The 15,047-nt window shown below is 62.8% G+C and carries 14 protein-coding genes; 7 read left to right on the forward strand and 7 right to left on the reverse strand.

Translation table 11 applies throughout. The annotated features are described in order from the left end of the window. The first annotated feature begins 63 nt into the window (after window positions 1-63). The 5 genes from msrB to U4Y88_RS34470 all read left to right on the forward strand — a co-directional run bounded on the left by msrB (window position 64) and on the right by U4Y88_RS34470 (window position 5,577). Window positions 64-597: a peptide-methionine (R)-S-oxide reductase MsrB gene (gene msrB, locus U4Y88_RS34450; protein ID WP_321789336.1), complete on the forward strand. Its 534-nt coding sequence runs from the start codon at window positions 64-66 to the stop codon at window positions 595-597. Window positions 598-637: 40 nt separating this feature from the next. Continuing rightward, window positions 638-2,500, forward strand: coding sequence for a cytochrome c biogenesis protein DipZ (locus U4Y88_RS34455; RefSeq protein ID WP_321789338.1), 1,863 nt, complete (start codon window positions 638-640; stop codon window positions 2,498-2,500). A gap of 58 nt (window positions 2,501-2,558) precedes the next feature. After that, entirely contained in the window at window positions 2,559-3,275 is a 717-nt protein-coding gene (gene msrA, locus U4Y88_RS34460) for a peptide-methionine (S)-S-oxide reductase MsrA (RefSeq protein WP_321789368.1), read from the forward strand. Between the two features lie 158 nt (window positions 3,276-3,433). After that, complete coding sequence (locus U4Y88_RS34465; RefSeq protein WP_321789340.1) at window positions 3,434-4,693, forward strand: ATP-binding protein; 1,260 nt, start codon at window positions 3,434-3,436, stop codon at window positions 4,691-4,693. An 8-nt stretch (window positions 4,694-4,701) separates the two neighbouring features. After that, window positions 4,702-5,577 (forward strand): alpha/beta hydrolase, encoded by an 876-nt coding sequence (locus tag U4Y88_RS34470; RefSeq protein ID WP_321789342.1) that lies wholly within the window; start codon window positions 4,702-4,704, stop codon window positions 5,575-5,577. A 127-nt stretch (window positions 5,578-5,704) separates the two neighbouring features. Here U4Y88_RS34470 and U4Y88_RS34475 read toward each other — a convergent pair whose 3' ends face one another. Further along, complete coding sequence (locus tag U4Y88_RS34475) at window positions 5,705-6,283, reverse strand: VOC family protein (RefSeq protein ID WP_321789344.1); 579 nt, start codon at window positions 6,281-6,283, stop codon at window positions 5,705-5,707. A 17-nt stretch (window positions 6,284-6,300) separates the two neighbouring features. Continuing rightward, window positions 6,301-6,672, reverse strand: coding sequence for a nuclear transport factor 2 family protein (locus tag U4Y88_RS34480; RefSeq protein ID WP_321789346.1), 372 nt, complete (start codon window positions 6,670-6,672; stop codon window positions 6,301-6,303). 653 nt (window positions 6,673-7,325) lie between these two features. On the opposite strand from U4Y88_RS34480, the gene U4Y88_RS34485 reads away from it, so the two are divergent. Both U4Y88_RS34485 and U4Y88_RS34490 read left to right on the forward strand, forming a co-directional pair. After that, a complete protein-coding gene (locus tag U4Y88_RS34485) occupies window positions 7,326-9,047 on the forward strand; it encodes a winged helix-turn-helix domain-containing protein (protein ID WP_321789348.1) in 1,722 nt (573 codons plus the stop codon). Between the two features lie 4 nt (window positions 9,048-9,051). After that, on the forward strand, window positions 9,052-10,488 hold the full coding sequence (locus U4Y88_RS34490) for an MFS transporter (RefSeq protein WP_321789350.1): 1,437 nt from the start codon (window positions 9,052-9,054) through the stop codon (window positions 10,486-10,488). A 21-nt stretch (window positions 10,489-10,509) separates the two neighbouring features. On the opposite strand, the gene U4Y88_RS34495 is transcribed toward U4Y88_RS34490, so the two are convergent. The 5 genes from U4Y88_RS34495 to U4Y88_RS34515 all read right to left on the reverse strand — a co-directional run. Beyond that, complete coding sequence (locus tag U4Y88_RS34495; protein ID WP_321789352.1) at window positions 10,510-11,187, reverse strand: response regulator transcription factor; 678 nt, start codon at window positions 11,185-11,187, stop codon at window positions 10,510-10,512. Continuing rightward, window positions 11,180-13,090 (reverse strand): PAS domain S-box protein, encoded by a 1,911-nt coding sequence (locus U4Y88_RS34500; protein ID WP_321789354.1) that lies wholly within the window; start codon window positions 13,088-13,090, stop codon window positions 11,180-11,182. Before U4Y88_RS34500 ends, U4Y88_RS34495 begins: the two co-directional genes overlap by 8 nt. Before the next feature lie 36 nt (window positions 13,091-13,126). Next, window positions 13,127-13,513 carry a response regulator gene (locus U4Y88_RS34505; RefSeq protein WP_415774536.1) on the reverse strand — a complete coding sequence of 129 codons (387 nt, stop codon included), beginning with the start codon at window positions 13,511-13,513 and terminating at the stop codon, window positions 13,127-13,129. Window positions 13,514-13,891: 378 nt separating this feature from the next. Continuing rightward, window positions 13,892-14,647 (reverse strand): SDR family NAD(P)-dependent oxidoreductase, encoded by a 756-nt coding sequence (locus U4Y88_RS34510; RefSeq protein WP_321789358.1) that lies wholly within the window; start codon window positions 14,645-14,647, stop codon window positions 13,892-13,894. 156 nt (window positions 14,648-14,803) lie between these two features. Further along, a partial coding sequence (locus U4Y88_RS34515; RefSeq protein ID WP_321789360.1) for an SDR family oxidoreductase occupies window positions 14,804-15,047 on the reverse strand: 244 nt, incomplete at its 5' end.

Here is a 15,047-nt window from a genome sequence, read left to right on the forward strand (position 1 = left end):
TCGTGTAACGGTTGCGCGCTGTCCTGATCCGCGGGCGGCGGCGCATCGCACACGGAGAACATGATGAACACACGTAGACGCCTGTTGCTATCCGGCGGCGGCGCGCTCGCCGTCATGGCCGCGCTCGGTCAATGGCGCGCGAAGGCGGCCCAGCCCGCCAGCGGCGCGATGGCCATGAGTGCGGCGTCCGGCCCTGCCGGGCATTTCGCCGTCGTGCATACCGATGCGGAATGGCGCAAGCGCCTCACGCCCGCCCAGTACGAGGTGCTGCGCAATGCGGGGACGGAGCGCGCGTTCACCAGTCCGCTCAACGACGAACACCGTAACGGCACGTTCGCGTGCGCGGGTTGCGCGGCGCACCTGTTCGCCTCGACCACGAAATTCGACAGCGGCACGGGTTGGCCGAGCTTTTATGCGCCGCTGCCGCACGCGGTGATCGAGCGCGAAGATCTCTCGTTCGGCATGGCCCGCACCGAAGTGCTTTGCAGTCGTTGTGGCGGCCATCTCGGCCACGTCTTCGACGACGGTCCGAAGCCGACCGGCCTGCGCTACTGCATGAACGGCGTCGCCATGACCTTCACGCCTCACGCGGCCTGAGCGCCTCGATCGACCCGCTATCGCTGCTTCGGACACCACCATGTTACTCATCGTCCTCGCTTATCTCGGCGGTGTGCTCACCATCCTGAGCCCCTGCATCCTGCCCGTGCTGCCCTTCGTGTTCGCGCGCGCCGATCAGCCCTTCGTGCGTTCCGGCCTGCCGCTGCTCGGCGGCATGGCCGCGACCTTCGCGGCGGTCGCCACGCTCGCCGCCGTCGGCGGCGGTTGGGTGGCCCAGGCCAACGAATATGGCCGCTGGCTCGCCATCGTACTGCTCGCCGTGTTCGGCCTCACGCTGCTGGTCCCTCGTCTGGCCGAGCGCATCATGCAGCCGCTCGTGAACGTCGGCAACCGGCTAACCGAGACCATGCAGCACGAACGCGCGCCCGGTGTCGGCGCCTCGTTTCTGCTCGGCATCGCGACGGGGCTGCTGTGGGCGCCATGCGCGGGTCCGATTCTCGGCCTGATCCTGACCGGCGCGGCGCTGCAAGGCGCAAGCATCGGCACGACCCTGCTGTTGCTGGCCTATGCGGCGGGCGCCGCGACTTCGCTGGCCGTCGCGCTGCTGCTGGGCGGCCGGGTCTTCGCGGCCATGAAGCGCTCGCTCGGCGCGGGCGAATGGATCCGGCGCGGCATTGGCGTGGCGATGCTCGCCGGTGTCGCCGCCGTGGCGCTCGGGCTGGACACGGGCGTCCTCACGCGCATTTCGACCGTCGCGACAGGCAGTCTGGAGCAGCATCTCGTCGATAGCTTCGCCCCGTCGAAGCACGCCACGATGGCGATGACCGGCTCCGTCAATTCATCGAAATCGTCGAATGCGCAGAACGACAGCGCGGATACCGGAAACACAATGGCAGCAGGCGCGATGTCGGCCAACGGCGGCGCGATGATGCGCGCCTCCGACGCCATGCGGCCTGCGACGACACTGCCGGTGCTCGGCCAGTTGCCGCCGCTGGACGGCGCCGTGCAATGGCTGAATTCGCCACCGCTGACCGCTCAGGCACTGCGCGGCAAGGTCGTGATCGTCGATTTCTGGACCTATTCGTGCATCAACTGCCTGCGCTCGCTCCCGTACGTGAAGGCGTGGGCCAGCAAGTATCGCAACGAGGGACTCGTCGTGATCGGCGTACATGCGCCCGAATTCGCCTTCGAACGCAACATCGACAACGTGCGCAAGGCTGTTCACGACCTCGGCGTCGATTATCCGGTGGCGATCGACAACAACTACGCGATCTGGCGCGCGTTCGACAACCAGTACTGGCCCGCCCATTATTTCGCCGATGCCAAAGGGCAGATTCGCTACCAGCATTTCGGCGAGGGCGAATATGACCAATCCGAGCGCGTCATTCAGCAACTGCTCGTGGAAGCGGGCCACCCCGAGGCGGCGAACGTTCCGCTCGGACTCGGCGGCGCGGCGGAGCGCGGCGTCCAGATGCAGGCCGACAACGCGGATATGCGTTCGCCCGAAACCTATATCGGCTTCGAGCGAGCCGAAGGCTTCGCGTCGCCGGGCGGCTTCGCCCAGGACCGCGCCCGCGACTATCACGCGCCGTCGAATCCCGACCTCAACCACTGGGGACTGGCAGGCGAATGGAGCGTGGGCGCCGAGCACGCCACGCTGGCAAAACCGGGCGGCGAAATCGTCTACCGCTTCCACGCACGAGACCTGCATCTGGTCCTGGGTCCCGGGCCCGACGGCCAACCCGTGCGCTTTCGCGTGACGGTGGACGGCAAGGCACCGGAGCACGCACACGGCAGCGACGTGGCGCCGGACGGCGCTGGCGTAGTCACGGCACAGCGTCTCTATCAACTCGTCCGCCAGCCCGGCGACGTCGCGGATCACACCTTCGCGATCCAGTTTCTCGATCCGGGCGTCCAGGCTTTTGCCTTTACCTTCGGCTAACCCACTTAGGCCGGGCGAGCTTCGCCCGGCAAGGATGAACATCGTGAATCCGCTTTTCATGAAATCCAGCAAGCTCGTCCGTTACGGCGCCGTGGCGATCGCGGTGGTCGCGGTCGCGCTCTGGCAGCGCAGCGCCCACTCCGACGAACGCGCGGTCTCGATTCCGGCACCGCTTCAGGACGAGCCTGCGAATGGCGTCCATTCGGAAACCGCCGTCGTGTCGGGAGGCTGCTTCTGGGGCGTCCAGGGCGTGTTCCAGCATGTGCGCGGCGTCACGCAGGTCGCGTCCGGTTACACGGGCGGCGCGGCCGATACGGCCCAATACGAGCGCGTGAGCGACGGCGATACCGGCCACGCAGAATCGGTGCGGATTACGTTCGACCCCACCGTGATCAGCTACGGCAAGATTCTGCAGGTGTTCTTTTCTGTCGCGCACGACCCGACCGAACTCGACTATCAGGGTCCCGACCACGGCACCCAGTACCGCTCGGCAATCTTCCCGATGAACCCGCAACAACGCAATGTGGCACAAGCCTATATTGCGCAATTACAGGGCGCGCATGTTTTTTCGAGTCCGATTGTGACGCGCATCGAGACTTTCAAGGGCTTTTATAACGCCGAGGATTACCACCAGAACTTTCTCGCCCTTCATCCCGATTACCCCTATATCGCGATTAACGACATGCCGAAGGTCAATGCACTGAAGAATCTGTTCCCCGCGCTTTATCGACCCCAGCCTGTTCTGTTTCAGACTGTGGCGCGTACCGGGTCATAGCCGCGCAGGAAAGCGGAGCGATTTCGAATTGGCAAGCGGCGATTAACTAATACTTTTTAATGTATAGTCGCTAATGCGTTGGGAGAACGCAACTCGTTCTCTCCATCGCGTCAAGCTAACGATCACTCTCGACTACTAACCTATGACCCTGACGTAGCATGCAGGAGTTCCCTTTAGTTGCCGAATCCGCCGGGCACGGCGGGCCGCACAACCAGGCTCCGGACTTCGCCCACAATGACCTTTTCCTGTCGGCGCCTATTCCGATCATGGTGGAGGACTGGTCTCGCGTCTATCTGGCAATCCAGGCTATTCGCGACCAGGGTGTCACGAATCTCGACGATTATTTTGATGCCCACCCCAAAGCGATCGACGAGTTGCGGGGACTCCATTCGTTTGTCGAGGCGAACCATGCCGTGCTGGAACTGTTCGAGGCCAGTTCAAAAGAGGTTTTTTTCGACTCCGCCCGGAAGCTGCTGCCCGCCAATCGCGACAGCAACATTGTCGTGTATCGGGCCATGCTCGACGGTAGTTCGGCATGCCAGGGCGAGCGCACGCTGGTGACGTTCAAGGGCAAGGAAGTGCCGATCGTCTGGCGCTGCTCGCTGCCGCGCGACGCAGAAGGATATCGGCGGCTCTGCTTTTATGCTTTCGATGTGACGGAGCAAAAAGAAAACAACGATCGATTGCAGGCAATGCGCGCGGAGATGGCGCGTGCCGCACGCGTGTCGCTATTCGGCGAACTGTCGGCATCGATACTGCATGAGATCACTCAACCGCTATCCGCCGCCAGTACATCCGCGGATGCCGCCGCCCGTTGGCTGACTCGCGACATCCCCGACGTTGAAGAAGCCTTCTCGTCGATTCAGAATGCGGCGCGCTGGGCGCGCGATGCCACCGATATATGTCGGAAGATGCGCGGGTTTCTCGGCAAGGTTCCTGTGCAATCCATTTGCGCGCCCGCCAGCCAGGCTATCGATGCCGCGCTCTTTCTCGTTTCGCCGGAAGCCAATGCCAAAGAAATTTCCGTTACGCGGCAAATCGCCGGAGACGCCACCATTTTCGCCGACCCCGTTCAGATCCAGCAGGTGCTCGCCAATCTTCTGCTGAATGGCATTCACGCAATCGATTCTAGCCGGTCGACCATTCGGACCTTGTCTTTATCGGTCCGGCGCATTGACCACGGTGAAACGCTATTCGAAGTCTGTGACACGGGATCGGGCATGAGCAACGAAACACTGGAATCGTTGTTTCAACCGTTCTTCACGACCAAAGTCGACGGCATGGGCATGGGCCTGGCAGTGGCCCGCTCGATCATCGACGCACACGGCGGACGTATCTGGGTCGAAAGCTCCACGGCCGCTGGCACGTCCTTCCGTTTCACGGTCCCCACGACGGCCTACGACGGCACCCATCGATAAACACTGAGATGACGAAAGCAGACCGTTCCCCGCTCGACGCGCCACAGGCGACCGACACAGCGAACGAGGCAAGCCCTCACGCGCCCATGCAATCTCCCGCGACGCTCTTCGCAACGGATACCGGCAACGGCGTCAACGTCATGTTCATTCATGGCTGGACGTGCGACTCCAACGACTGGATGTGGCAATTGCCGCACTTCGAAACCCGGTATCGCGTGATCGCTGTCGATCTGCGCGGACATGGCCGATCGGAGGTTACGCCGCAAGGCACTTATGCGCCCTCGCATTACGTCTCGGATATCGAGGCGTTCATGACGACGCACTACCCGGGCCAACGATTCGTGCTGGTCGGGCATTCGATGGGTGCGCAGATCGCTGCCCGGCTTGCCGCAAAACGCCCAGACCTCGTCGGCGCGGTTGTATCGGTGGACGGTTCACTTGGCGTGTCGGACGCGGCTGCCGATTTCCTGGCGAAAACCACGCAGGATCTGGAAACGGGTGATCCCGGTGAGGTGGTGCCGGCCCTGTTCACGCTGCTCTACGATCGCGACACGGACCCGGCGCTCAAGTGTTGGCATTCGAGGCGCGTTCGAGGCATGCCCTTGCCTGTCGTTCGCGAGTCGTTTGGACCGCTTTATTTCGGCGACGATCAGGTCGGCATGGGAGAGGCAAGCGCGATCTTCTGCCGAAGCCTCGATATTCCCTTTTATCACTTGAGCCGCGACGCCGGGCAAGTCGAACTCATGCGCGCCTGGTTCTCGCATCCCAAGTCCAAAGTCGAGGCGTGGTCCAATACCGGACATTGGATCATGCAGGACCGCAAGGACGACGTTAATCACGCCGTCACCGCCTGGATCGACGACGTCACATCAGACTGGCACTAAGTTGCCAGAACCGCAACGGTCAGACTGTTGCCGGAGGCGCACCCCATTCGATGGGTGCGCCAACCGGACGACATTCAGCGCGCGCATTTAAACGCGCGTTGTCGGGAAAAACGAACGTCGCACGACGTCATTCCGCAGGTTTGGTCGGATTCCACAGCTTGATCTTCGAATGCTTCTCGTAGCCCTTTCCATTGGGATAGCTAACGAGTTCCAGTTCCGATCCCCACGGCGAGCGGAAGTGCACCCACGTTTCGCCTTCCGTGTCGCCCGACGACATCGTGACCGGATCGCCCAGCACGGTGATTCCCCGCGACTTCAGATAGGCGACAGCGCCATTGATATCGTCGGTATAGAACGCGATATGCGACGCGCCGATATCTTCCGCTTTCGGCATCTCGTTGCTGCCTTTTGAGTTCCGATACTGAAACAGTTCGATATTGGAACCGGTGCCGCAGCGGATCATGGCGATATCGACGCTATCGGCGCGCGGCACGAAGCCACCCGACATATGGGTCAAATCGAAAGGTCCAATGTGCGTGACCGGTACACAGCCGAACGTGTCGGAAAAGAACGCCTCGGCTTGCGCGAGGTTCGGCACGCTGACACCCACATGATCGACACCGACCGCTTTCACCCCGGCGGCGTGCGCCCCCACCCCGCCTAGCAGAGCGAGCGCGGCCAGCACATTGGGTACGAACTTCTTCATGATGCTTTTTCCTTCTTTCATTGGCGATTGAGAAAGACGCGCGCGCTCGCGAGCTTGCCGTCTTCGATGGTGAAAATGTCTTCGCCACGCACCCGATTCGGGTTGTCGCGCGGACCGTAACCCCACGTCACCCGGCCCACGCCGTGATTCCACGCGATGGGGTCGGGCGTAAAGACAAAGCCCTCGTGGCTGCCTCGCAGCTGTTCGATCAAGCGACCAACCGCTTCATAGCCGGTCGCCACACCGGATTCGTCGGCGACGAAAAAGTTTTGCGAATACACCTGCGGAAACTTCGCGGCGCGGCTGGCGGGATTGGGGTCGTTCCAGATCTCGAAGTGCAGGTCAATCAGATGCTGCGCGGCGCGGGCATCTTGATGATCGGTATCCATACGCGTCGTTTCCTCTGAGTGTGCGACGCAGGGTGCCACGTAAAACGCAGCGCCCGGCGCCGTAAGAGCCGTTATTAAAACGACTCGGCGAATCAGGTTTTCCATCGCTCGATCAGTTCTCTTCGTTTTAACCGGGAGCGAGATTACCGATGCAGCGCCACGCAGTCCTTGTTGGCGGATTAATTGTTCTTAAGGGTCGACGGGATCGATTGGCGTAGCGGCCTAAACACGGGGCCACCTGGCGATGCGGACCCACTCAAAAAGCCCAAATCGTGAGACACGTAAGTTACGCGTCCTTCAACGACGCTTAAACGCTCTTAAGCAATGAGTGAGGCGACTCCCTGAAGCAACGTCTACTTATACTTTTGTATAACGCCAGAGATGCAATGAAAGAGGCGATTTAACGAGGCCTCCGTCGAAAAGCGCAAGGATTGACGGCCAAATTTGCAACGCCTCGCCCGCGAAACGCGCGCCGACCGTCGGCGCAGCGGCGCATCCTGAGTGCGCTTAACACTTAAGGACTATGGACCCGTTACCGTCGACGAAATAGCATCGACAGGGTTAATCGACCGTTGCCACTTTTTTAGCTCGCGGCAACTGTCGAACCGCGACACAACCGAAATCTCAACGACTTAACCGCTAGTGAGCCGAACATGTACACGTTCGACCGGGTAAGCGTCTGTCTTGAAAGCCGCGAGGTGTACCTCGGCGGCCAGCGGCATTCGCTCAGCACGCGCGCGTTCGATATTCTTGAACTGTTAATCAACGCGCGAGGGCGTCTCGTCACCAAGGACGAAATCATGCGCGTCGTCTGGCCGCGGACTTTCGTCGTTGACAATAATATTCACGTCCATGTCTGCGAATTGCGCAAGCTGTTCGGTGGCAAGCAAGGTTGGATTCGCACCGATTCCGGACGCGGCTATCGCCTGACGCCGCCTGAACCGCGCGAGCGCGAGCACCAGCCACGCGCCGCTTCGCCCGCACTCGCGGCACCCCGTGCGCTGGTCGGCCGCGAACGCGAGCTTGCGGAACTGCTCGCGCTAGTCGACAGCGAGGCGCTGTTGACGCTGGTCGGTGCGCCTGGCATCGGCAAAAGCAGTCTCGCGCGCGAACTGATGCGTGAGCGTGCGAGCACCGGGGATAGGCGAACCGTCTTCGTCGAACTGGCCGACGCGGCGCCCGGGACATCGGTCGTGAGCGCGCTCGCCACGGCACTCGGGCTGCCGTTGCCGCACGATCGGTCGGCGATCGTCGCGGCTGTCGCGCAGCGCCCCGCGCTCATCGTGTTCGATGGTTGCGATGCGTTCATCGATGAGGTCGCGTCCCTTTGTCGGACGCTGTCGACGTTCGGCTCGCGGGTTCACCTCGTCGCGACCAGTCGCGAGCCGCTGCATCTCTCCGCCGAACGGACGTGGCGGGTGCCGCCGCTCGGCACGCCCGCCGCCGCCGGAAGTGATGCCGAAGTGGCCGCCGCACCGGCCGTACGCCTCTTCATGCAGCGTCTCGGAGAAACGATGGGAGACGGGCCGCTGCAAACGGGCGAACACGGCCAGAACCTGCTCAATGTCGTCGCGTCGCTATGCCGGCGCGTCGGCGGCAACCCGCTCGCACTCGAAGTGGCGGCTGCGCGTGCCGCGACGCTGGGCGTATTAGGCGTGCTTGAACTATCCGACGAACAATGGCTGGTTCTCGGCAATGCCATGCACGAAGCGCCCGCCCGCCATCGTTCGCTGGCAGCGGCTTACGCGTGGAGTTGCACGCGACTCGCGCCGCACGAACGCAGCGCGCTCTCCCGACTCGCGTCGCTGCCCGACAGCTTTACGATCGAGACGGCCTGCGCCATCGCTGAACACTGCGCGCTCGATAACGAAGCGATGCTGGACGCGTTGGCGTCGCTCGTTTCGAAGTCGCTCGTCGAAGTGGAAACGTCGCCGCACCGCGACGGGCGGCGCTATCGCCTGCCGCATGCATTGCGCGCGTTTATGCACAGCTTGATCGCGGCCGCGGTTTCGCAGCCAGGCGAAGCACAACAGGCAGAAAACGCAGCCATCGTGGTCGATACCGCGCCGCGTCCGCACGATGAAACTGCGATCGATTCGGTGCGCACGCCGGTTTCTGCCTCGCCATCGTTTCCCGACCGCACGGCAATCGCCTATGCGGAAGTCGCCGTCCCGACTGCCTCGCTACGCATGGGGAAGTCGCCAGCACAGAGCGCATCGCCTTCACGCCGTGACCGCCCAGGCGCGCGCGAGCCAGCGAATCACCTGCGTCTGCCGACGTGCGACGGACGCGCGAAAATCGCGGCGAGCTGCCGTGTGCCGAGCGTGTTCTGTCTCGGGCAAGGCAAGCGACGTACACAACGAGAACGCTCCTGATCCCATGGCAATCACCACGGCGTGGACAGGCACGGGTATTGACGCCACACCGTCCGCCTCCCCTGGGGAGAGCAACGTGGAATTGCACGTGAGTTCGGCGCGAGAGTACGCACCAGCGCAAACGCATCCGCCAACACACGCGGACGCTTGCGCGCCAGCCACCGAGAACGACGCCTCCAGCGCCGAATGGCGCATCTGTCGCCGCCTGGCGTGGCAGACCCTGCCGGTCCTCGTGTTCACGTACCTCGCCGCGTACATCGATCGCGTCAATGTCAGTTTCGCGGCATTGCAACTGAATGGCGAACTCGGTTTTTCCGATGCGGTGTTCGGTTTCGGCGCGGGCGCCTTTTCGCTCGGCTACGTCGTGTTCGAAGTGCCCAGCAACATGATTCTTCAGTACGTCGGCGCGCGCCGCTGGCTCACACGCATCATCGTCTCCTGGGGTGTCGTCATCGCGCTCACGGCGCTGATCGCCACGCCGAAGCAGTTCTACGTGATGCGCTATCTGCTGGGTATCGCCGAAGCGGGACTCGTGCCGGGCATCGTCTACTACATCTCGCAGGCGTTCCCGAGCTATCACCGCGCGCGCGTGCTGTCGATCTTCTATGTCGCGCTGCCGCTCGCGGGCGTGATCGGCTCCCCGTTGGCCGGTTTTATCATGCAGCACCTCGACGGCGTGATGCACGTTTCCGGCTGGAAGTGGATGCTGATCGTCGAGTCCGTACCGGCCTTTCTCGCCGCGCTGTTCTGCTGGCTACGCCTGGACGACGATGTCACGCTCAGCCAGCGCAACGCGCCCGCAGAACGCGCTCAGCTCGCGAGCGCACTCAGACACCATCCGGCCGCGCCCTCGTTCCCGCCCGATGCGATCTACACGAACGGTCTCGTGTGGGCATTCTGCGCGATCTATTTCGTCGTTGTGTTTGCCATCTACGGCTACACGCTGTGGGCACCGACCATCATCCAGTCGCTCGGCGTGAGCGGCGATTTCAAGGTGGGCCTGGTCGCGGCGCTGCCTAACGTCGTGGCCATCGGCGTCATGATCGCGGTCGGACGCAGCGTGGACCGGCACCGCGAGCGGCGCATCCACCTGGCCGTTCTGATGTTGATCACCGCGCTCGGCTTGACGATGTCGGCGCTGTTGCACCAGCACCTGTACCTGTCCGTATTGGGGCTCTGCATCGCCAACGCGTGCCTGCTGTCGATGCCGCCGGTGTTCTGGAGCATGCCGACCGCGGTGCTCAGCCCCGCTGCGGCGGCGACCGGCATCGCGTGGATCAGCGCAATCGGCAACCTCGGCGGTTTCTTCGGACCGTACATGGTCGGCCATTTGAAGCAGAGTTCCGGCGGTCTGCTTTTGCCCGTCGTGATGATGAGCGGCTGCTTGCTGCTCGGCGTGCTGCTGACACTGCTCTTGCCGAAGCGGCTGGTCAATCCGTGAAGGCGAAGCGTCCGTTCGCAATCACCGCGTCATTGGCACGCTAACCCCGAGCGCTTGCGCCTTCAGCACGAGATCGGCCAGCGAGTTCGCGTTCATCTTGACCATCGCATGCTTGCGATGAATCTTGACGGTGATCTCGCTGACGTCCATCTTCGCGGCGATCTGCTTGTTCATCAGCCCGCCGGTCACGAACGCCATCACTTCGCGCTCGCGCGGCGTCAACGTCGCGTAGCAGTTGCGCAATGCAGCCACCTCGCCGTCCGCGGCGCGGCGCTCCCGGTCTTTCAGCAACGCATTCGAGACGGCATCGAGCAGGTCCTGATCGCGAAACGGCTTGGCGAGAAAATCGGAAGCGCCGTTCTTCATCGCCTTCACGGACATTGCGATGTCGCCATACGCGGTGATAAAGATAATCGGCAAGCCCGACGCACCGGCAACGATCTGATCCTGCACCGCGAGCCCGCTTTGGCCCTTGAGACGCACGTCGAGAATCAGGCAACTGGGCACATCGGGCTTGTCGAGCGCCAGGAACTCCTGTGCCGACGCGAAGGCCTGCACGTTGAGATCAACCGAGCGCAACAGCGTGGTAATGGCCGCGCGCATCGAGTCGTGGTCGTCGACTACATAAACGAGCGACTGCGCGAGCGATTGTGCGGGTGACTGCGCGAGTGATTGCGCAGCGGTGTATTCATCATTCATCGGTTGTATCCCCAGTCATTGCGAGCACCGGATTCTGTGTCGGTTGTTGCATCGCGTTCTGCGCGAGCGGTAATGTGAACTGCATCCGCGCACCCCTTCTTTTGTTATTTTCGGCCCAGACGCGTCCGCCGTGCGCTTCGACGATCGAACGGCAGATCGACAGGCCCATGCCCATCCCGTCCTTGCGCGTCGTAAAGAACGGCGTAAAGAGCAGTGTTGCATTGGCCTCGCTGATGCCGTGGCCGGAGTCGTCAATCTGCACTCGCGCCGAGCCTTCGTCGCGCGCCGTGATGATATTCAGCTTCGCGCCGTCGGAAATATTGGCCATCGCCTGCACGCCGTTCATCAGCAGATTGATCACCACTTGCTGAAGCTGTACGCGATCGCCGCAGACGACGAGCGGCGCCTGGGCGAGCGACACCGACATCTCGACACCGTGACTGCTCACTTCCCGGCGCACGAGTTCGACCGATTCCTCAATGATCCCATTGACGTCGACGTCCGTGATATCCGCGTCGCGCTTCCTGGCCATCGTGCGAATCCGGCGAATGACTTCGGTTGCGCGCTTCGCGTCGCTGGTGCTTTGTTCGATCGACGCACGCACCTCGGCAAGTTCCGGGGGATTGCGATTGAGCCATCGCAGCCCGGCTTCGCCAGTCGTGACGATCGCAGCAAGCGGCTGCGTGACCTCGTGAGCGATCGACGCCGCCAGTTCGCCGAGCATCGATACCCGCGTTGTGTGCGCAAGCTCGTTGCGCGAACGGTCGAGCGCCTGCTCGGCTTTCCGTAACGCGTCGATGTCGGTATTGACGCCGTACCATGCCTTGGCGCGCCCGTCGGCCCCACGCAACGGCGCCGACGCGATGACGGTCCATCGATAGCTACCGTCCCTGTGCCGGATGCGTGCGGTGCGCTCGAAATGGCGGCCGCTGTCGATGGCCTCGCGCCACGCTGCCTGGACTTCTGCGAGGTCGTCGGGATGCAGAATGTCGTGCCACACATCGCCTTCGCAACGGGTGTCGATGCCGTACTCGCTCCAGCGCTGGTTCACGTAAGTCGGCCGGCCGTCATCGAACGAACTCCATACCATGGCCGGGATCGCATCCAGCGTCGCAAGCAGTTCTTCCTTCTGCTCGCGCAACTCCTCTTTCTGCTCGCGCAGTTCGACCTCCATGCGCCGGGTTTCGGTGATGTCGTCGTCGGTCGAGAGAATGCCAACGGGACGGCCCCAGCGGTCGCGCGACAGCATCACGCGGCTCGCCACCCGAACGGTAGCACCATCCTTGCGCACGCGCTTGAGCTCGCCATGCCAGTGGCCGCTCTCGATGGTTTGCTGGTGGATTTCGTTATAGGCGACCGCGCCTTGCGTCGCGGTGAGTTCGTGCAGGCGCCGGCCGATCGCTTCCGCGGCATGCCATCCGTAGAGGCGCTCGGCGCCGTGACTCCAGAATGTGATGCGATCGTCGAGCCCGTAGACGACGACGGCATCGTGCGTGAGGTTGAGCAAATCGACGTGGTGACGCAGCGTGGCGTGAACGCCCTGATTGCGCACCGCGAGAATCGACACCGCGATCAACGCACTCAGGCTCACCCCGCAGCGCGCGATGGAACTAGGCGCGACCGGATCGTTCTGCGAAATCAAGAATCCGAGCATGGTCACGGCGACGCACAGCCACGCCACGGCGACGGTGACGCTAGTCGATGCAACGGACGACACCAGCAACACGACCACCGCATACAGCACCGCCACCGCAATATTCAGCGGCGCGAAGGCGTCGACCATGAATACGCCGAGCCCCACCATCAACGCGAGCGCATAGACGATGCGGACGTTGCCCAGCGGTCCGCCGCCCGCTCCGGCTTCGAGCCATCGATTGCTGTCTTGGGTTTGCGGTGGTGTCATGCGGATCAGCAGGAGAATGGGACGAGCCCGTGACTCTCAGGCGCCGTCGGGCCGGTTCTGTTGGAGTCCTTCCGTGCCTGCGGCACGAATGGCGTCCAGACGCTCGCCGATCTGCGCAGCATCGACAGGCTTGCTGAACACGCACAGCGCGCCGACTTCACGCGCCTGCCGCAGCAGCAAATCGGACGCAAACGCCGTGATGAAAATGATCGGCGGCGGCGCACCGCGTTCGAGCAGGCGACGAACCATCTCGATGCCCGACAGGCCCGGCATCTGGACGTCGGAGATGATGCACGCGACGTCCGCAAGCGTTTCGGCATGCAACAATTCTTCCGCCGACGCATGGGTGCGGACGTCCCAGCCGAGCGAGCGAACGAGGCTGCGCGTGGCCTCCCGGACGGACGCGTCGTCCTCGACGATCAAAACGACATGATGAGCAGACACGCTGGGGTGGTCCTTGGTCTTTTCTGGTTGAAGACGGCGGAACGGCAGACGCCCCGAGTCGGCAAGTCAGGACGTATGGTACTTTAGGTGCCCCAAGTCGGAAACCAGCTAAAAGTATGATTTCCTCGTGACCCTTCGAGGCGCACGCCCAGCCCCTGTTTCGAGATTCTTCACCCATTGATCGGGTGCCGCGCGCATCACGCAACGCGATCCACGAATTGGCCGGGTTGTGGTTGCCCACGCACTTGTCTCCGGCTTATACCGTCTTCCTGCACGGATTATTGGCCACGCGAACCGGCGGTCAATTCGGCGCAATCTGCCGAACACCGCCAGCCCGCGTTGTTCGGCCAGACGCGTTCAGACCTGCGCGATACCGCCGTCGGCGAACACTTCAGCGCCGTTGACGAAGCTCGAATCATCCGACGCGAGGAAGGTCACGACCTTCGCCACTTCCGATGCCTCGCCCAGGCGGCCCATCGGCACCTGCGATGCCATATAGGCGAGCAGACCTTCCTGCGCTTCCTTGCTGGTCCCGCCGAGTTCGGCGAGCCCACCCGTGCGGATGGGGCCAGGCGCAACGACGTTCACGCGAATACCGCGATCCTTCAGGTCATACACCCAGCTTCGCGCAAGCGCGCGCACCGCGGCTTTCGACGCGCTGTAAATGCTGAACGCGGGCGTCCCCTTCGAACCGGCGGTGGAGCCGGTCAAAACGATCGACGCGCCCTTCGGCATCAGCGGCAGCGCTTTTTGCACCGTGAACACGAGCGCTCGCACATTGCGGTTGAACGTGTCGTCGAAATGCTGTTCGGAGATATCGCCCAGCGGCGCCATCGTGCCGCCGCCCGCGTTGGCATACAACACGTCGAGCTTGCCCGTTTCGCTGCGAATTTTTGCGTAGAGCGCGTCGAGATCCGACAACAGCGTCACGTCGCCTCGCACGCCGCGTGCGTTGGGGCCGATGTCCGCAACCGCCTTGTCGAGTTCGGCCTGACGACGACCCGTGATGTAGACCACTGCACCGGCATTGGCCAGATCCTTCGCTGCCGCGAGCCCGATGCCCGTCGTACCGCCGGTGACCAATGCGACTTTTCCGTTCAGCTTGCTGCTCATGTTGCCTCCTCGAGTGAATGTCGGTGTTGGCAACGATAGAGATCCGCGGACCGAAAGTCCTGATCGGCCATTAAGCTTTCTTAAAGTCGCTGCGGCGTGAATCAGCGAGGCAGCGGATCCGAATCGGCCGTGCCCCGCGTTTTTTACACGACTCGCTTAGATCTGCTGCTGACCGCCATCGACGAACAGTTCGATGCCGTTCACGAAGCTCGCGTCGTCCGAAGCGAGGAACAGCGCCGCGCTGGCGATTTCGTTCGGCTCGCCCAGACGGCCCATCGGAATCTGCGCGGCCAGGTAGTCGGCGAGACCCTGACGCTGCGCGGCGTCGTCACCGGCCAGGTCGAGCAGGCCGGGCGTGCGGGTTGCGCCGGGGCTGATCGTGTTCACGCGGATCTGGCGG

Origin of the sequence: Paraburkholderia sp. J94, from assembly GCF_905220285.1 — a bacterium.
Lineage (GTDB): Bacteria > Pseudomonadota > Gammaproteobacteria > Burkholderiales > Burkholderiaceae > Paraburkholderia > Paraburkholderia tropica_A.